This window comes from Leifsonia sp. HAY1-4F, from assembly GCF_056755275.1.
Genome location: NZ_JBNDHX010000006.1, coordinates 57,086 through 74,451, shown reverse-complemented (window position 1 = coordinate 74,451; position 17,366 = coordinate 57,086). Strand labels below are relative to the sequence as shown.

At 69.4% G+C, this 17,366-nt stretch carries 16 protein-coding genes; 13 read left to right on the top strand and 3 right to left on the bottom strand.

What is annotated here, in order from left to right; translation table 11 throughout:
• Positions 1–2,165, top strand: a 2,165-nt coding sequence (locus ACPYOG_RS02685; RefSeq protein ID WP_481292710.1) for a RelA/SpoT family protein, incomplete at its 5' end; no start/stop codon positions are given.
• Here ACPYOG_RS02685 and ACPYOG_RS02680 read toward each other — a convergent pair.
• From ACPYOG_RS02680 to ACPYOG_RS02670, 3 genes are all read right to left on the bottom strand, one after another.
• Positions 2,144–2,761 (bottom strand): type IV toxin-antitoxin system AbiEi family antitoxin, encoded by a 618-nt coding sequence (locus ACPYOG_RS02680; RefSeq protein ID WP_481292709.1) that lies wholly within the window; start codon positions 2,759–2,761, stop codon positions 2,144–2,146. The genes ACPYOG_RS02685 and ACPYOG_RS02680 overlap by 22 nt on opposite strands.
• Before the next feature lie 94 nt (positions 2,762–2,855).
• Positions 2,856–4,034: a DUF349 domain-containing protein gene (locus ACPYOG_RS02675; RefSeq protein ID WP_481292714.1), complete on the bottom strand. Its 1,179-nt coding sequence runs from the start codon at positions 4,032–4,034 to the stop codon at positions 2,856–2,858.
• 129 nt (positions 4,035–4,163) lie between these two features.
• Positions 4,164–4,964 (bottom strand): peptidylprolyl isomerase, encoded by an 801-nt coding sequence (locus tag ACPYOG_RS02670; protein WP_481292708.1) that lies wholly within the window; start codon positions 4,962–4,964, stop codon positions 4,164–4,166.
• Positions 4,965–5,125: 161 nt separating this feature from the next.
• On the opposite strand from ACPYOG_RS02670, the gene ACPYOG_RS02665 reads away from it, so the two are divergent.
• The 12 genes from ACPYOG_RS02665 (at position 5,126) to ACPYOG_RS02610 (ending at position 17,364) form a co-directional block, all read left to right on the top strand.
• A complete protein-coding gene (locus tag ACPYOG_RS02665; RefSeq protein ID WP_481292707.1) occupies positions 5,126–6,466 on the top strand; it encodes a replication-associated recombination protein A in 1,341 nt (446 codons plus the stop codon).
• Between the two features lie 130 nt (positions 6,467–6,596).
• Entirely contained in the window at positions 6,597–7,262 is a 666-nt protein-coding gene (gene rpsD / locus ACPYOG_RS02660; protein ID WP_090037925.1) for a 30S ribosomal protein S4, read from the top strand.
• A gap of 123 nt (positions 7,263–7,385) precedes the next feature.
• The gene (locus ACPYOG_RS02655) at positions 7,386–7,799 is read left to right on the top strand and encodes a DUF948 domain-containing protein (RefSeq protein ID WP_481292706.1); all 414 of its coding nucleotides are present in this window, start codon (positions 7,386–7,388) and stop codon (positions 7,797–7,799) included.
• A gap of 72 nt (positions 7,800–7,871) precedes the next feature.
• Positions 7,872–8,063, top strand: a complete 192-nt coding sequence (locus ACPYOG_RS02650) for a hypothetical protein (RefSeq protein WP_481292705.1) — start codon at positions 7,872–7,874, stop codon at positions 8,061–8,063.
• A 50-nt stretch (positions 8,064–8,113) separates the two neighbouring features.
• Positions 8,114–10,768, top strand: a complete 2,655-nt coding sequence (gene alaS / locus ACPYOG_RS02645) for an alanine--tRNA ligase (protein ID WP_481292704.1) — start codon at positions 8,114–8,116, stop codon at positions 10,766–10,768.
• 6 nt (positions 10,769–10,774) lie between these two features.
• Positions 10,775–11,242: a Holliday junction resolvase RuvX gene (gene ruvX / locus ACPYOG_RS02640; protein WP_481292703.1), complete on the top strand. Its 468-nt coding sequence runs from the start codon at positions 10,775–10,777 to the stop codon at positions 11,240–11,242.
• Between the two features lies 1 nt (position 11,243).
• Complete coding sequence (gene mltG, locus ACPYOG_RS02635) at positions 11,244–12,851, top strand: endolytic transglycosylase MltG (protein ID WP_481292702.1); 1,608 nt, start codon at positions 11,244–11,246, stop codon at positions 12,849–12,851.
• Positions 12,844–14,007, top strand: a complete 1,164-nt coding sequence (locus ACPYOG_RS02630; RefSeq protein WP_481292701.1) for a shikimate dehydrogenase — start codon at positions 12,844–12,846, stop codon at positions 14,005–14,007. Before mltG ends, ACPYOG_RS02630 begins: the two co-directional genes overlap by 8 nt.
• 40 nt (positions 14,008–14,047) lie before the next feature.
• Complete coding sequence (aroC, locus tag ACPYOG_RS02625; protein ID WP_481292700.1) at positions 14,048–15,256, top strand: chorismate synthase; 1,209 nt, start codon at positions 14,048–14,050, stop codon at positions 15,254–15,256.
• Between the two features lie 118 nt (positions 15,257–15,374).
• Complete coding sequence (locus ACPYOG_RS02620) at positions 15,375–15,899, top strand: shikimate kinase (RefSeq protein ID WP_481292699.1); 525 nt, start codon at positions 15,375–15,377, stop codon at positions 15,897–15,899.
• Positions 15,896–16,975, top strand: a complete 1,080-nt coding sequence (gene aroB, locus ACPYOG_RS02615) for a 3-dehydroquinate synthase (RefSeq protein ID WP_481292698.1) — start codon at positions 15,896–15,898, stop codon at positions 16,973–16,975. Before ACPYOG_RS02620 ends, aroB begins: the two co-directional genes overlap by 4 nt.
• Positions 16,975–17,364, top strand: a complete 390-nt coding sequence (locus ACPYOG_RS02610) for a hypothetical protein (protein WP_481292697.1) — start codon at positions 16,975–16,977, stop codon at positions 17,362–17,364. The genes aroB and ACPYOG_RS02610 overlap by 1 nt, the downstream gene beginning before the upstream one ends.
• The last annotated feature ends 2 nt before the right edge of the window (positions 17,365–17,366 follow it).

The following is a 17,366-nucleotide window of genomic DNA, read 5'->3' as shown; positions in this document are numbered from 1 at the left end:
CCGTCGACACACTGATTCGCACGGTGCGGATGCACCACCCGAAGGCCGACCTGTCGCTCATCGAGCGCGCGTATTCCGTGGCCGAGCGAGCCCACCGCGGTCAGAAGCGCCGCTCGGGCGAGCCGTACATCACACATCCGGTGGCGGTGGCGCAGATCATCGCAGACCTCGGCATCGGCGCGAAGACGATCGCCGCGGCACTGCTCCACGACACCGTCGAGGACACCGAGTACACGCTGGATGAGCTGCGCGACCAGTTCGGCGACGAGATCGCGATGCTGGTCGACGGCGTCACCAAGCTCGACAAAGTGAAGTACGGCGACAGCGCCCAGGCCGAGACCGTACGCAAGATGATCGTGGCGATGTCGAAGGACATCCGCGTGCTCATCATCAAGCTGGCGGACCGGCTCCACAACGCTCGCACCTGGGGCTTCGTGCCGGCCGCCTCCGCCACGCGGAAAGCCACCGAGACCCTCGAGATCTACGCGCCCCTCGCGCACCGGCTCGGTATCCAGGCGATCAAGTGGGAACTCGAGGATCTGTCGTTCGCGGTGCTCTATCCGAAGCTGTACGCCGAGATCGAGAGTCTCGTGAAGCAGCGGACACCGGAGCGCGAGCGCCTGGTGCAGCAGGTGATCGACGCCATCAACGAGGATTTGAAGTCCGCCAGGATCCGCGGCAAAGTCGTGGGCCGGCCGAAGCAGTACTACTCGATCTACCAGAAGATGGTGGTCCGGGGTCGCGAGTTCGACGACATCTACGACCTCGTCGGCATCCGGGTGCTGGTCAACACGGTGCGCGATTGCTATGCCGTGCTGGGGCAGATCCATGCGCGCTGGACGCCGATGCCCGGACGCTTCAAGGACTACATCGCCACGCCCAAGTTCAATCTGTACCAGTCGTTGCACACGACGGTGATCGGACCGCAGGGTCGCCCGGTGGAGATCCAGATCCGCACCGAGGAGATGCACCAGCGGGCCGAGTTCGGTGTCGCCGCGCACTGGAAGTACAAGGAACAGACCACCGGCAAGAGCGCCGGCGGCCCGGCGAAGGTCGACACCGACCTGGCGTGGCTCGCGCACATCTCCGATTGGCAGGCCGAGACCGCCGATCCCAGCGAGTTCCTCGACTCTCTCCGCTTCGAGATCGGCGCGAAGGAGACCTACGTCTTCACCCCGAAGGGCCGCGTGATCGGCTTGCCGGCCGGGGCGACGCCGGTCGACTTCGCCTACGCGGTGCACACGGAGGTCGGCCACCGGACGATGGGGGCGAAGGTCAACGGCCGGCTCGTCCCCTTGGAGAGCAGCCTCAACACGGGCGATGTCGTCGAGATCTTCACGTCCAAGAACCCCGACTCCGGGCCCAGTCAGGACTGGCTGAACTTCGTCAAGAGCCCGCGGGCGCGCAACAAGATCCGTCAGTGGTTCACAAAGGAGCGCCGCGACGAGGCGATCGAGCAGGGCAAGGATGCGATCGCGCGCGCGATGCGCAAGCAGAACCTGCCGCTGCAGAAGCTGATGACTCAGGATGCGCTCGTCGAGGTCGCGTCCTCCCTCAAGCATCCGGACGTGTCTGCGCTGTATGCGGCGGTCGGCGAAGGGCACATCTCCACCCAGTCCGTCATCGAGAAGATCGTGGCGTCGCTGCAGACGGAGGTGGAGTCCGACGGGGAGTTGGACATTCCGGTCAAGGGCCGGCGCCAGCTGCGCAACAGCGACTCCGGTATTCTCGTGCGGGGAGCGCCCGACATCCTCGTGAAGCTCGCGAAGTGCTGCACGCCGGTGCCGGGCGACCCGATCGTGGGCTTCATCACCCGGGGGCAGGGCGTCTCGGTGCACCAGTCGAACTGCCACAACGTGCAGTCGCTGTTGCAGGAGCCCGAGCGCATGATCGAGGTGGAGTGGGCGCCGAGCTCGAAGAGCATCTTCCTCGTGCAGATCCAGGTCGAAGCGCTCGATCGCTCCGGACTGCTGAGCGACGTCACGCGCGTGCTCTCCGAGCATCACGTCAACATCCTTTCCGCCACGGTCACCACCTCCAGCGACCGCCTGGCGCTCAGTCGCTTCGTCTTCGAGATGGGCGACACCACCCACTTGGATCGCGTCCTCAACGCCGTGCGCCGCATCGACGGCGTCTACGACGTCTACCGCGTCAGCGGCGGCTGAGCAGATTCGGTCGGCTGAGCCGATTCCGCCCGCCGCGCGGGCGCCTGGAGAGCGGCCTGCGCTACCGCAGGAAGCCGACTGCGGGCGAGCACGCACCCCTTGCGCCGGCCGGTGCGCAGCCGGTCGTCCAGCTCGGAGGGTGCAACGTCGGCCAGCGCGAGCAGATGACGCACCTCCAGAGCCTGAGCGTCGCCGAACGGTCTCGCCTCGCTGAGGAGGTCGACAGCGGTGCGCAGCGGCGTCGTGACCCGGACCCTCGCGAGGGCGAGCTGGTCATCGGGGGGCACGGACCGGTGACGTGCGTCGAGCGCGGGGGAGAGCGCGCTTCCCCGGCGATGCGGCGGCACACTCACTTGCGGGACGGGCGGAGGCGACGAGCGCGTCCCATGGATCCACGCCGCGGAGCCACGGTCTGCGACCGCCCAGGAGGGTGCTGAGCGCGAGAACGCGTGCGCCCGGAGCTCCGGTCCGTCAGGAGCGTCGATCGGCGCGAAAGCGTCGCCGACACGGAACAGCTGCCCGTCGAGGCACAGCGCGAGCAGTTCTACCACCGGCAGGATGCCGGCATCGAGCAGAGGGGGCGAGAGCGAGGTCATGCCTCCAGCCTCGTCTGCAGGCCGGCCAGGCGGCCGGCCTGCGACGAAGCGGGGGAGAACCCGCTCGCCGCCCCGCCTGTGGACGGGACGCGGATCAGCCCAGTGCGTCGAGCCAGATCTTGCGAGCGTCCAGCGCTTCCTGCGCCGCCTTGACCTTCGCACTGTCGCCGGAGGCCTGGGCCTCGGCGAGCTCTTCCTCGAGCTTTGCGATCGCCGCGTTCAGCTGGCCGGCCAGGCCCTCCGCACGCGCCTTCTTCTCGGGGTTGTTCTTCTGCCAGTGCTCCTCGTCGAGGCGCCGAACGGCTGTCTCGACCTTGCGGAGGCGGTCCTCGATGGGACGGACCTGCTCCCGCGGGACGCGGCCGATCTGGTCCCAGCGCTCCTGGATGGACAGCAGCTGAGCCCGCGCCGACTCGCGATCGGTCGCCTTCAGCAACGGCTCGGCCTCGTCGAGAAGGGCGAGTTTCAGCTGCAGGTTGTCGTCGTACTCGGCGCTGTCGCGCGCATCGACCTCGGCCTTGGCCGAGTAGATGGCGTCGCCGGCCGCCTTGAAGCGTGCCCACAGCGCGTCGTCGTTCTTCTTCCCGGCACGGCCGGCGGCCTTCCACTCGTCGAGCAGCCGCCGGTACTCCGGGACGCCGTCGGCGCCGAGCGGGATCAGCTTCTCGGCCTGTTCGATCAGCGCGGCCTTGCGGTTGCGCACATCGCGGTGCTGCGTGTCGAGCTCGGCGAAGAAGGCCTTGCGGTTGTGCTCGATCGTGGATCGCGCGGCGCGGAACCGCTTCCACAGGTCGTTCGCCTCGTTCTTGGGCAGGCGCGGACCGTCCTGCTGGTGGGCCTGCCACCGAGCGAAGAGGGCGTCGAGCTCGGCGCTCGTGGTCTTCCACTGGGTGCGGGCCGGATCCTGCGCGGCGAGCGCCTCCGCCTGTTCGACGATCGCGGTGCGCTCAGCGATTGCCGCGTCGAGCGCTGCCTTGGCCTCGGCGCTCTGCTGCTCGGTGAGCTCTTCGACCGTCCCGCCGAGCGCATCCAGCCGGGTGAGCAGCGATGCGAGATCACCGACCGCGTTCGCGCCCTCGACGGCCTTCCGGAGGTTGGCGACGGACCGGGCGATGTCGGTGGCCGGCGCTCCCCGGCGGGCGCGCTGCTCCAGCAGCCCGACCTGCCCGGCGAGGTCCGTGTACTTGCGCTCGAAGTAGGCGATCGCCTCCTCCGCCGTTCCATCGGGGTACTCGCCGACGACGCGTTCGCCGTCGCCCTCGCGGACGTACACGGTCCCGGTGTCATCGACACGACCCCAGGGGTGCTGTTCAGAAGTAGCCAAGAGCCTCACCTTGCTGCTGCGCGATCCGGGCGGGATGCCGCCCCACGTTCGGGAATCAGCCTATTGCACCTGTCGCGGTCACTGCAGGGTGAAGCCGTTGATGGTGGTCGCCACAGCGGGCGCTCCATCCGTTTTCCCGCCCTGGATCCCCTTATCGGTGACCTTCGACTCGAGCTGGTCGAGTCCGCTGGTGATCGTGCCGATGACGGTGTAGCCGCCGGCCTGGTCGGCCTGGATGGTGGTGTCCTTGTAGACGATGAAGAACTGGCTGCCCTGGCTGTTCGCGTTGTCCCCCTGACGGGCCATCGCGATGGTGCCCGCCTTGTAGACGTTGTCCTTCGGCGCGTTCTCGATCGGTCCGTACGAGTAGCCCGGGCCGCCGGACCCGTTGCCCTGGGGGTCGCCGCACTGCAGAACGTAGAACCCGCCGTTGGTCAAGCGGTGGCAGGTGAGACCGTCGTAGAACTTCTTCTGCACCAGCGACACCGTGGAGGAGACCGCCTGAGGCGCCTTCGCGCCGTCGAGCGAGACCCCGAGCGGGATGCCGTTGATCGTCAGAGTGCCCTTCCAGGTGCGGTCCCCGGCGAGCGTCTTGGGCGGGACGTTTCCCGAGGAGGAGGCAGACGGCGACGGCGAGGCGGAGGCCGAGGTGGACGGCGATGCCGACGCCGAGGCCTTCGCGGCGCCGGGACCGGCGGAGAAGTAGAGCAACTGCGTGCCGACGGCGAGTGCCACGATCACGGCGGCTGCAATTCCGGCCACCCAGTTGTCACGCGTGCGCCGCTTGACCTTGTGCTCGTGCACGCTCTGGCGCGCCTGATAGGCGCGGAGCCGCTCCCGAGCTAGTCGGGCGTCGCGGTCGTTCTGCTTCGGTGCCACGTTGGTCCTCCGGAGAGTCGTTCGGGGGATGTCCGCGAGACGTCGGCCCGCTGGATCATGGAGAACCCTATCCGTCCCGTCTATGGACGACCAACTCGACCCTGAGTTCCCGCCCGTCGGCGACGTGCGGGAGTGTCGGTGGTCGCGACTAGCCTTATCGAGTGGTCGACACGCAACCAGGGCTCCGGGCGGGAGCGACACCCCTCGCGGTGCGCATGCGCCCGAAGTCTCTGGACGAGGTGGCCGGGCAGCGTCACCTCCTGAAACCCGGGTCGCCGCTGGTCGCGCTCGCCTCCGACAAGGAGGGTCAGACCGGTTCCGTCTCCGTGATCCTGTGGGGTCCGCCGGGCACGGGCAAGACAACGCTCGCTCAGGCGATCGCTCATTCCTCCGGACGCCGGTTCGTCGAGCTGTCGGCGGTCACCGCCGGGGTCAAGGACGTCCGTCTGGTGATGGATGAGGCGCTCTCCACCCGTGACCTGTACGGCATCTCGACGGTCCTCTTCCTCGACGAGATCCACCGTTTCACGAAGGCTCAGCAGGATGCGCTGCTCCCGGGAGTCGAGAACGGCTGGGTCATCCTCGTGGCCGCGACCACCGAGAACCCGTCGTTCTCGGTCATCTCGCCGCTCCTCTCCCGCAGCCTGCTGCTCACGCTCGAGACGCTCAGCGACGACGACCTCGGCACCGTCATCGACCGCGCCGTGGCCGACGACCGGGGGCTCGCAGACCAGTATGAGCTCGCCCCGGAGGCCCGGGCCGCGCTGATACGCCTCGCGTCCGGTGACGCACGACGGGCCCTCACCGCGCTCGAAGCGGCATCGGTGACGGCCGCGTCCGCGACGCCGGCGACCGCCAAGGAGAAGCCGGTCATCACCGCCGAGCTCGTCGCGCAGGCGGTCGACCGCGCCCTGCTGCGCTACGACCGCAACGGCGACGAGCACTACGACGTGATCAGTGCGTTCATCAAGTCGGTCCGCGGGTCGGACGTCGACGCGTCCCTCCACTACCTGGCGCGGATGATCGAGGCCGGTGAGGATCCGCGCTTCATCGCCCGGCGGATCATCATCCTGGCGTCCGAGGACATCGGGATGGCCGACCCGCAGGCGCTCGGCGTGGCGATCGCGGCGGCCGATGCCGTCCAGTACATCGGGATGCCCGAAGGCCGGATCCCGCTCGCCCAGGCCGTGGTGCACCTCGCCACCGCGCCGAAGTCGAATGCGGCCTACATGGCGCTCGACGCGGCGATCGCCGATGTGCGCGCGGGCAGGATCGGCCGCGTCCCGAAGCACCTGCGCGACGCCCACTATCCCGGCGCCAAGCGGCTCGGCCACGGCAAGGGCTACCAGTACCCGCACGACGACGAGCTCGGAGTGCTGAAGCAGCAGTATCTCCCCGACGAACTGGACGGCACGACCTACTACACGCCGACCGAGCACGGCAACGAGCGCGATGTCGCCGCACGGCTGGCGAAGCTGCGCCGCATCGTGCGCGGGCGATGACGTCGGTCTGCTAGACTTTCTGCGCCTAGAAGCGTGTTCGGGGTGCGGCTGCCGCGGTCACGATTCGATGGGAGTAGCCCTGTAGCCGGGCGTCCCTGGCGACAATCCCTCTCTCTGCGGACGCATACGTATGCCCGCATCCACCACTTCAGAGAGAAATCGAAAGGAAACCGTGTCTTCACGTTCCCGCAGCAAGACCCGCGAGTCGCGGGCCCTGGGCATCCCGCTCACCCCGAAGGCGGCGCGCTACATGGAGAAGCGCCCCTACGCTCCGGGTGAGCACGGCCGCACCAAGCGCAAGGCCGACTCGGACTACGCGGTGCGTCTGCGCGAGAAGCAGCGTCTGCGCGCCCAGTACGGCATCCGCGAGAAGCAGCTCCGCATCGCCTTCGAGGAGGCCCGCCGCACCCAGGGCCTGACCGGTGAGAACCTGGTCGAGCTCCTCGAGATGCGTCTGGACGCGCTCGTGCTCCGCGCCGGCTTCGCCCGCACCATCACGCAGGCTCGCCAGTTCGTCGTGCACCGCCACATCCTCGTCGACGGCAACCTCGTCGACCGCCCGTCCTTCCGCGTGAAGCCGGGCCAGCTCATCCACGTCAAGGCCCGCTCCGAGGGCACCGAGCCCTTCCAGGTCGCGGCCGCCGGCGGACACCTCGACGTGCTGCCGAAGACCCCGGGCTACCTGGATGTCGAGATCGACAAGCTGCAGGCCCGACTGGTGCGCCGCCCGAAGCGTGCCGAGGTCCCCGTGACCTGCGAGGTCCAGCTGGTCGTCGAGTACTACGCGGCCCGCTGAGTTCAGCAGGTACGACCCGAACGGGGTCGCGGCATCGCGCCGCGGCCCCGTTCGCCGTTCCCGGGAGCGCCGCTTGCGGCTACGCTGGACCCGTATGCCGGTGACGGAATGGAAGGGGACGACGTGTCCGGAGGAGACATCGCGGGGTTGATCGCGGCCGTCGTGTTCGCGGTCCTCGTCGGTTTCATCGCCATCCCGCTGATCAAGCTGGGGCGTGTGCTCGACCAGACGCGCGCAGCGATCAAGGAGGCGAGCGACGGCATCACGCCGATCCTCGACGAGACGGCGACCACGCTGCAGGAGACCAACAAGCAGCTGGCGCGGGTGGATGTCATCACCAAGAACGTCGCGGATGTGACGGGCAACGTCTCGGCGCTCGTGGCCTTGTTCGCCGCCACCATCGGTGGTCCGCTGATCAAGCTGGCCGGCTTCAGCGCCGCAGCGCGAGCCGCGTTCCGGACGGCCGGCGGCTTCGCATCGGGCCGGTCCTCCAGCGGCCGGTCCTCCTCCCGGAAGACTCGCGAGCGCTCGCACTAGACTTGTTCGGTGCGAGATCGCCCGGGTGTTCCGACGCCCGTGCGCAGCGCCGTCCAGAGAGGGAGGACCAGCATGAAGAGTTTCCTGTGGCTGCTCACAGGCGTCGCCATCGGCTTCGCCGTCGCCCACCAGGTCAACGAGACCGCCAAAGGTCGCGAATTCTTCAACAGCATCGACCGGAAAGCGCGCGACTTCGGTGAGGCCGTGTCCGACGGCTACCGTCAGCGCGAGGCAGAGATCCGCTCGGCCATCCAGGGCGACTGACGCCGCCTGCGTCCCTCCTCACCCCACAGACTTTCGATCGACCGGAACCCATGCAGACTGCTGAAATCCACCGCCGTTGGCTCGACTTCTTCGCGCAGCGCGGCCACACCGTCGTGCCCTCCGCCTCCCTCATCAGCGACGATCCCTCGTTGATGTTCACGGTGGCCGGGATGGTGCCGTTCGTGCCCTACCTGACCGGTGTGGTGCCCGCGCCCTTCCCGCGCGCGACGAGTGTGCAGAAGTGCATCCGGACCCTCGACATCGACGAAGTCGGCAAGACGCCCCGGCATGGCACGTTCTTCCAGATGTGCGGGAACTTCTCGTTCGGCGACTACTTCAAGGAGCAGGCGATCACGTTCGCCTGGGACCTGCTCACCACGTCCGAGGGCGAGGGCGGCCTCGGGTTCTCGCCCGACGATCTCTGGGTGACGGTGTATGAGGAGGACGAGGAGGCCCGCGAGATCTGGGGCCGCGTCGCCGGCCTCCCGCCGGAGCGCATCCAGGGCCTCGGCAAGGACACCAACTACTGGTCGACGGGCCAGCCGGGGCCGGCGGGTCCCTGCTCCGAGATCTTCTTCGACCGCGGGCCCGCATACGGAGCGGACGGCGGTCCGGCGACGGACGACGACCGGTACGTCGAGATCTGGAACCTCGTCTTCATGCAGTACCTGCGCGGGGAGGGCGACGGCAAGGAGTTCGACATCCTCGGCGACCTGCCGAAGAAGAACATCGACACCGGCATGGGCCTCGAGCGCGTCGCGTTCATCAAGCAGGGCGTCGACAACATGTACGAGATCGACCAGGTCCGGCCCGTGCTCGACCGTGCAGCCGAGCTCGCCGAGAAGCCGTACGGCAACGAGGCGCACGAGGACGACGTGCGGCTGCGCGTCGTCGCCGACCACGTCCGCAGCGCGCTCATGCTGATGGCCGATGGCGTCACGCCGTCGAACGAGGGCCGCGGGTACGTGCTGCGCCGTCTGCTCCGCCGCACGGTTCGCGCGATGCGTCTGCTCGGCGTGGAGTCGGCGACCTTCCCGGAGCTGTTCCCCGTCTCGCGGGACGCGATGAAGGCGGCGTATCCCGAGGTGGCGACCGAGTTCGCCCGGATCTCGCAGTTGGCGTACGCCGAGGAGGAGACCTTCCTCCGTACCCTCGTGGCCGGCACCGGCATCCTGGACACCGCCGTGGCGACGACACAGAAGGAGGGTCGCAAGCAGCTCGCTGGCGACACCGCATTCCTCCTGCACGACACGTACGGCTTCCCCATCGACCTCACGCTCGAGATGGCGGACGAAGCCGGCCTGACGGTCGACCGCACGGCGTTCGACAGGCTCATGGCCGACCAGCGTTCGCGCGCGAAGGCGGATGCCAAGGCGAAGAAGACGGCGCTGGCCGACCTCTCCGTCTACAGCGCCTTCCGTTCCCTCGGCGAGACGGTGTTCACGGGCTACACGGAGCTGCAGACCGAGTCGAGCGTCCTGGGTCTCATCGTCGACGGCCGCTCGGTGGACCGGGCGGCCGAAGGCCAGGTCGCGGAGATCATCCTCGGGGCGACCGCGCTCTACGCGGAGTCCGGCGGCCAGGACGCGGATGCCGGCTCGATCGTCGGGCCCGGCTACGAGCTGGATGTGCTCGACGTGCAGAAGCCGGTCAAGGGGCTCATCAGCCACAAGGTCCTCGTCCGCAGTGGCGAGGTCGGGGTCGGCGCGCCCGCGACGAGCATCGTGGACGGCGACTACCGCCGCGGTGCGCGCCAGGCGCACTCGGGCACCCACATCATCCACGCGGCCCTCCGGCAGGTGCTCGGGCCGAACGCACACCAGTCCGGCTCCTTCAACAAGGCCGGCTACCTGCGTCTCGACTTCTCGTGGAACCAGGCGCTCTCGGCCGAGACACGTACCGAGATCGAGGAGATCTCGAACAACGCGATCCGGCAGAACCTCGAGGTCAGCACCCGCGAGCTTCCGCTCGCCGAGGCCAAGGCGCTCGGCGCGATGGCCCTGTTCGGCGAGAAGTACGGCGACGTGGTCCGGGTCGTGGACATCGGCGGTCCGTGGTCGCGCGAGCTGTGCGCAGGCACCCACGTCTCCTCCAGCGCCGAGATCGGGATGATCAACCTCGTCAGCGAGTCGTCCGTGGGTTCCACGAATCGGCGCGTCGAGTCCCTGGTCGGGCTGGAGGCGTTCAAGGATCTCGCGGTGGAGCGCACGATCGTGTCGCAGCTCTCCAGCTCCCTCAAGACACCGCGCGAGCAGTTGCCCGAGAAGATCGCCGACCTGATGGCGAACCTCAAGGCCGCGGAGAAGCGCATCCACGCGTTCGAGGCGCGGGCCGTGCTGGACAAGGTGCCCACACTGCTCGAATCGGCGACGCGCCGCGGTTCGGTCACTGTGGTGGCGGAGGATGCCGGGACGCTGAACAGCGCCGACGACCTGCGGCTGTTGGTAACGACCGTCCGGGAGCGGCTGGGCTCGGACCCGGCGGCGGTCGCCCTGGCGGCTCGCGCCGCGGGCAAACCCGTCGTGATCGTCGGCACCAATCAGGCGGCTCGCGACGCGGGCGTCAACGCGGGCGCGCTCGCGAAGACGGCGGCCGGTGTCCTGGGCGGCGGTGGCGGCGGCAAGGCCGACCTGGCGCAGGGCGGCGGCACGGACTCCGACGCGATCCCGGCGGCGCTGACCGCCGTGGTCTCGGCGATCGGGTAGTACCGCGTGCGCAGCGGGGTGCGGATCGGCATCGACGTCGGCAAGGTCCGGATCGGCGTGAGCCGCTCCGACCTCGACGGGATGCTGGCGACCCCCGTCGAGACGGTCGCACGCTCGGAGGATGCTGCGGATCGCCGCAGGATCGCCGAGATCGTCGGGGAACTCGGAGCCTTCGAGGTTATCGTCGGCCTGCCGTTGGCGCTCTCGGGCGCGCACACCGCCTCCACGGCGGATGCGATCGGGTTCGCCGCGGCGCTGGCCGGCGAGACCGGCGTCCCGGTGCGTCTGGTCGACGAGCGCTTGTCGACCGTGTCGGCGGCCTCGGCGCTGCGTGCGTCGGGCAGGAATACGAAGAAGGCGCGTCCGGTGGTGGATCAGGTCGCGGCCACGATAATTTTGCAGCACGCCCTCGATGCGGAGCGGTCCACAGGCCGTCCGCCGGGTGACCCCGTCGAATCGAGCATTGGACGCTAGCTTGACTCAGAACCCGCAGGAGCGGCCGGAGCCGCCCGCCTTCCCGGCGGTGAACCGGCCGCCCGCGTCGCTCCAGCCGCCGCAGGCGCAGCAGGCACCGGCGCAGCAGCAGGCGCAGTCGCCCGCAGCAGCCGAGGCCGGCGCCGGCCGCCCGCCGATGACCCGCCGGGAGGCGCGCGCGGCGCGCGAGGCGCAGCAGCAGGCACTGACCCACGAACCGGTCGGTCCGGGCTCGCCGCCAGGACCCGGGCACGAGTCACCGGCCGAAACGACAGCGCTGGCCGGCCTCGACTTCGACGCCGTGATCACGGGTCCCGTAGCCCAGATCGAGGAGCCGGAACCCGTCGGTGTGGCCGCCCGTCATGGGTTGGACGAGCAGGCATCCTCGCACCACGATCATCCTGCGCGTACTCTGTTCGGAATGCTGGAGGACACCGACGACGAGTCCGCCCACCACGGGTCGGCGCACGACGACTCGGCGCATACCGTGGCCGGCCTCGTCTGGCGGCAGCAGAACTACGTGTCGCACGACGAACCGCCCAAGAAGCGGCGCTGGGTGAGGCGACTCGTCGTGACCATCGTGGTCCTCGGCCTGCTGGGCGGGATGGCCGGGGGCGCGTACGCGATCTTCCAGCCGCAGATCGTCAAGCTGCAGAATGCCCTGTTCCCGCCGGACGACGACTACAAGGGCACCGGAACCGGCGAGGTGATGTTCACCATCAAGTCCGGCGACGACGGCTCGTCCATCTCGCAGAACCTGGCCAAAGCCGGCGTGGTGAAGACCTACGACGCGTTCTACTCGCTCCTGCTGCGCCAGAAGCCGCAGGTCGAGTTCCAGCCCGGCGTCTTCAAGCTGGCCAAGCAGATGAGCGCGGCGGCGGCGCTCGCGGCTCTCGAGGACCCGGCCTCGCGCCTCCAGAACACGGCGGTGATCCCGGAGGGGACGGCCGAGAAGGACGCGCTTCAGACGGTCGCCGACGCGACGAAGATCCCGCTCGCCGACCTTCAGGCCGCTGCGGCGAACCCGGCGGCGTACAGCCTGCCCGCCCAGGCGAAGTCCCTCGAGGGCTTCCTGTTCCCGGCGACGTACACGTTCCCCCCGGGCACCACGGCGCAGCAGGCGATCAAGACCATGGTCGACCGGATGTTCCAGTCTCTGGATGCGGCGGGCGTCGCTCCGCAGAACCGCTGGAACACCGTCATCCTCGCGTCGATCGTGCAGCGTGAGGCCGGACTCAAGGACGACTACCCCAAGGTGGCGCGCGTCTTCCTCAATCGTCTCACTCAGGGCTGGGATATGCAGTCGGATGCGACGGTCGCCTATGGCACCGGCCACACCAACCGGGTCGAGACGACGGACGCGGAGCGGGCGGACGCGAGCAACCCGTACAACACGTACGTGCATCCGGGACTCCCGGTCGGGCCGATCTCGAACCCGGGCGACCTGGCGATCAACGCCGTGCAGCATCCCGCCGACGGCTCGTGGATGTACTTCGTGACCTGGAACCTGAAGACCGGAGAAACGATCTTCTCCACGACTCAGGCGGAGCACGATGCGGCGGTCGCGAAGTGGCAGCAATGGATGAAGGACAACCCCGGTTATGGATAAGACCAGCAAGCCCACGCGCAACGACGACGTGACGGAGACGGCCGGCAAGGTCGCTGTCGGGGAGGTCGCCCTCGAGGACGGGGTGTCCGAGGCGTCGGCGGAGGCCGCGATCGCTGCGCTGGTCGACGAGGAGCGCGAGCGGGAGGCCGAGGAGGCCGCCGTGGCGGAGGCTGCGGAGGCCGCAGACCGCGAGGACACGGAGCCGGAGTCCGAGCTGGAACCCGAGCCGGAGCCGGAGCCCGCGCCCGCACGGGCTCCCGCCAAGTCGAAGGCATCCAAGCCTCGCGCGGCCAAAGCCCCGACCCGGCGCCTGGCCGTGCTCGGCTCGCCGATCGGCCATTCGCGGTCTCCGGAGCTCCACCGCGCCGCGTACAGCGCCCTCGGCCTCGACTGGTCCTATGAGGCCGTCGACGTGACCGAGGATGCGTTGCCCGACTTCATCGCGGGGCTGGGCCAGGAGTGGCGCGGTCTGTCGCTGACGATGCCGTTGAAGAAGGCGGTACTGCCGCTGCTCAGCGAGACGGACCGCATCGCCGAGCAGACCGGGGGAGCCAACACCGTCCTGCTGGACGGCGAGGACGTCCGCGGTTTCAACACCGACGTCGCCGGCATCGTCCACGCACTGCGTGCAGCCGGCCTCGAGCAGGCGCGCTACGTCCACATCCTCGGTGGGGGAGCGACCGCCGCGTCCGCGCTCGTAGCCGCCGCGGAGCTCGGGGCGGAGCGGGTGGATGTGCATGTGCGCGACCTCGCTCGAAGCACCTGGATCGAACAGCTCGCCAACGACCTGGGCCTGCGCATCCGCATCCGCCCGTTCTCGCAGGCGGATCGCTCACTGGACGTGCCCGAGCTCGTGATCAGCACCGTCCCGGGCGGCGCCCTCACGGAGGCCCTGTACACGGACTCCACCCGGCGTCGTTCGCTCCTGTTCGACGTCGCCTACGAGCCGTGGCCCACTCCGCTCGCGGCGAAGTGGGAGTCGGTCGGCGGCCGCACGGTCTCGGGTCTCGCCATGCTCGTCCACCAGGCGCTGCTGCAGGTGCGCGTGTTCGTCTCCGGCGACCCGCTGCAGCCGCTCCCCGATGAGCAGGACGTCCTGGCCGCGATGCGGGATGCGGTCGGAATCGACGAGCAGGGCGCTCCGCTGGAGGGCTGACCCGGTCGGTCGCTCCACCGTGCTATGCCAGAATCGAAGAATGCTTCGTTGGCTCACCGCCGGGGAATCCCACGGCCCCGAACTCATTGCCGTCCTGGAGGGTCTTCCCGCCGGGGTACCGGTGTCGCTCGACGCGATCCGCGCCGATCTGGCGCGCCGCAAGCTCGGCTACGGCCGCGGGGCCCGGATGAAGTTCGAGCAGGATGCGCTGGAGATCTCCGGCGGCGTCCGGCACGGCCTGAGCCTCGGCAGCCCGATCGCGCTGCGCATCGGCAACACCGAGTGGCCGAAGTGGGTGGACGTGATGAGCCCCGAGCCGGTCGACCCGGCGGTGCTGCAGTCCGGACGCGGAGCGGCGTTGACGCGCCCCCGCCCGGGGCATGCCGACCTGGTCGGGATGCAGAAGTACGGCTTCGACGAGGCTCGCCCGATCCTCGAGCGCGCGAGCGCACGGGAGACCGCCGCCCGGGTCTCGCTCGGCGCCATCGCCAAGTCGTTCCTCGACGAGCTGGGCATCACCCTCGTCAGCCACACGCTCTCCATCGGCCCGGTCCGGGTCCCCGAGGACGCGCCGCTGCCGACCCCCGCCGATGTGGACGCGCTCGACGGCGATCCGCTGCGGTGCTTCGACCCGGCCACCTCCGAGCGGATGGTGGAAGAGGTGGATGCCGCTCACAAGGACGGCGACACGCTCGGCGGTGTCGTCGAGGTGCTCGCGTACGGCCTCCCGCCGGGACTCGGCTCGCACGTCCACTGGGACCGCAAGCTGGATGCGCAGCTCGCCGCCGCCCTGATGGGCATCCAGGCGATCAAGGGCGTCGAGGTCGGCGACGGCTTCCTGACCACCACGCGGCGCGGCTCGCAGGCCCACGACGAACTGCTCGCCGAGGACGGCGCCATCGTCCGCACCAGTGACAAGGCGGGCGGCACCGAGGGCGGCATGAGCACCGGCGGCGTGCTGCGGGTCCGGGCCGGGATGAAGCCGATCGCGACCATCCCGCATGCCCTCCGCACCGTGGATGTCGCCACCAGCGAGGCAGCTCCGGCCCACCACCAGCGCTCCGACGTCTGTGCCGTTCCCGCCGCCGGCGTGGTGGCGGAGGCGATGGTGGCGCTCGTGCTGGCGAACGCCGTGCTCGAGAAGTTCGGGGGCGACTCGATCGCCGAGACGGCCCGCAACCTCCGCGGATACCTGGACGCCATCCCGCAGAACCTCACCACTGAGCGCCTCAGTTCCCCGTATGCCTGAAGGGCTCCGTGTGCCTGAGGAGCACCCTCTACCTGAGGAGCACCCTCTACCTGAGAAGCACCCTGTGCCTGAGGAGCACCCTGTGCCTGAGGAGCACCCTGTACCTGAGGAGCACGCTGTGCCTCACGCACCTCGGCTTCCGGACGGGCAGACCATCGCCCTCATCGGGCCGCCGGCGGCCGGGAAGTCCCGCGTCGGCAAGCGGCTCGCCGCGCTCCTGGACCTGCCGTTCGTCGACACCGACGCCCTGGTGGTCGCCGGCAACGGACCGATCTCCGACATCTTCGCCACCCACGGCGAGGCGTATTTCCGGCAACTGGAACGGGTCGCCGTGGCGGGGGCGCTCCGGCAGCCCGGCGTCGTGTCGCTCGGCGGGGGAGCCGTCCTCGATCCGGAGACGCAGGCCGACCTCGCCGGTGCGCGCGTGATCCTGCTGACCGTGCGGCCGGAAGCCATCGCGAGACGGATCTCGACCGGCAAGCGCCCGCTCATCACGGATCTGGAGTCGTGGAAGCGCCTCGTCGCACAGCGCAGCGACCTCTACCACTCGCTCGCCGACTACACGGCCGACACCTCGTCGCGGTCCATCGACGCCATCGTCGAGGAGATCGCGGCGTGGGTGCAGACGGAAGGACACGTATGACCGACGCACCCACCGAGATCCTGGTCTCCGGAACACGGCCCTATCCGGTGGTCGTCGGGCGGGGCCTGCGCCTCGACCTCGACGCCCACCTGGGAAATGCGGTGAACAAGATCCTCGTCGTGCACCCGCCGACCCTGGGCGCTGCTGCAGCCGAACTGCGCGAGTCGCTGCTCGGCCGGTACGAAGTGCTGCTCGCAGAGGTGCCGGATGCGGAGGCCGCCAAGCGGGTCGAGGTCGCCTCGTTCCTCTGGGGGATCATGGGGCAGGCGGACTTCACCCGTTCGGACGCTGTGATCGGGTTCGGCGGCGGGGCGGTCACCGACCTCGCCGGCTTCGTCGCGGCGACGTGGTTGCGCGGCGTGAAGCTCATCCAGGTGCCGACGACGCTGCTCGGGATGGTGGATGCGGCCGTCGGCGGCAAGACCGGCATCAATACGGCAGAGGGCAAGAATCTGGTCGGCGCCTTCTATGCGCCCGCGGCGGTGATCTGCGACCTGGATACGCTCACGTCCTTGCCGCGGAACGAGATCCTGGCGGGCTTCGCCGAGGTCGTGAAGTACGGCTTCATCGCCGAGCCCCAGATCCTCGACATCATCGAGACCGATGTCGAGCGAGCGACGGACCCGGAGACGCCCGAGTTCCGTCGGCTGGTGGAGCTCTCGATCGGCATCAAGGCCCGGGTGGTGGGAGAGGACTTCACCGAGCAGGGGCTCCGCGAGATCCTGAACTACGGCCATACGCTGGGGCACGCCATCGAGCACGCCGAGCGCTACCAGTGGCGGCACGGCGCGGCCGTCTCGGTCGGCATGGTGTTCGCGGCGGAACTCGCCCGCCTGAGCGGCCGGCTGAGCGACGAGGTCGTGGACCGGCACCGGCGGATCCTGGAGTCGCTCACCCTGCCGGTGTCGTATCCACTCGGCCGCTGGCAGACGCTGCTGGCGGCGATGCAGCGCGACAAGAAGGCGCGCGGCAGCCTGCTGCGCTTCATCGTGCTCGATGACGTGGCCCGACCGACCATCCTGGCCGGCCCGGACCAGAGCCTGCTCTTCGCCGCGTACCAGGAAGTGGGTTCCTGATGGCGAAGGCCGTCGCCGAGAAGCTGCTGGTCAAGCCGGGGGACGCGGTCAGCGTCGTCGGCGCGACTGCGGGGGAGCGTGCGCTCCTGAATCCTCTTCCCGAGGGGACGACGGAGGCGTCCGCCGCTGAGGCGGCCGTGGCCGTGACCTTCGTGCGCACCACGCACGAACTGCTGGAGCGATTCCGTTCGGAGCTGTCGGTGGTCGCGGCCGCCCGAGCTGTGTGGTTCCTCTACCCGAAGGCCGGCCGGGCCGATGTCAACCGCGACGTCATCATCCGCGAGTCCGGCGCGTTCGGCTGGCGCCCGATCAGCAACGTGTCCGTGGACGATGTGTGGTCGGCCGTGCGCGTCCGTCCGCTGGCCGAGGGCGAGGCCCCGGTAGGGTGAAC

What these genes read in the sequence shown, in the direction of transcription:
- ACPYOG_RS02680 (WP_481292709.1), bottom strand. Translation starts at nt 2,761, where the DNA reads ATGACCTCGCTCTCGCCCCCTCTGCTCGATGCCGGCATCCTGCCGGTG.
- rpsD (WP_090037925.1), top strand. Translation starts at nt 6,597, where the DNA reads ATGCCCGCATCCACCACTTCAGAGAGAAATCGAAAGGAAACCGTGTCT.
- ACPYOG_RS02650 (WP_481292705.1), top strand. Translation starts at nt 7,872, where the DNA reads ATGAAGAGTTTCCTGTGGCTGCTCACAGGCGTCGCCATCGGCTTCGCC.
- alaS (WP_481292704.1), top strand. Translation starts at nt 8,114, where the DNA reads ATGCAGACTGCTGAAATCCACCGCCGTTGGCTCGACTTCTTCGCGCAG.
- ACPYOG_RS02630 (WP_481292701.1), top strand. Translation starts at nt 12,844, where the DNA reads ATGGATAAGACCAGCAAGCCCACGCGCAACGACGACGTGACGGAGACG.
- aroC (WP_481292700.1), top strand. Translation starts at nt 14,048, where the DNA reads ATGCTTCGTTGGCTCACCGCCGGGGAATCCCACGGCCCCGAACTCATT.
- aroB (WP_481292698.1), top strand. Translation starts at nt 15,896, where the DNA reads ATGACCGACGCACCCACCGAGATCCTGGTCTCCGGAACACGGCCCTAT.
- ACPYOG_RS02610 (WP_481292697.1), top strand. Translation starts at nt 16,975, where the DNA reads ATGGCGAAGGCCGTCGCCGAGAAGCTGCTGGTCAAGCCGGGGGACGCG.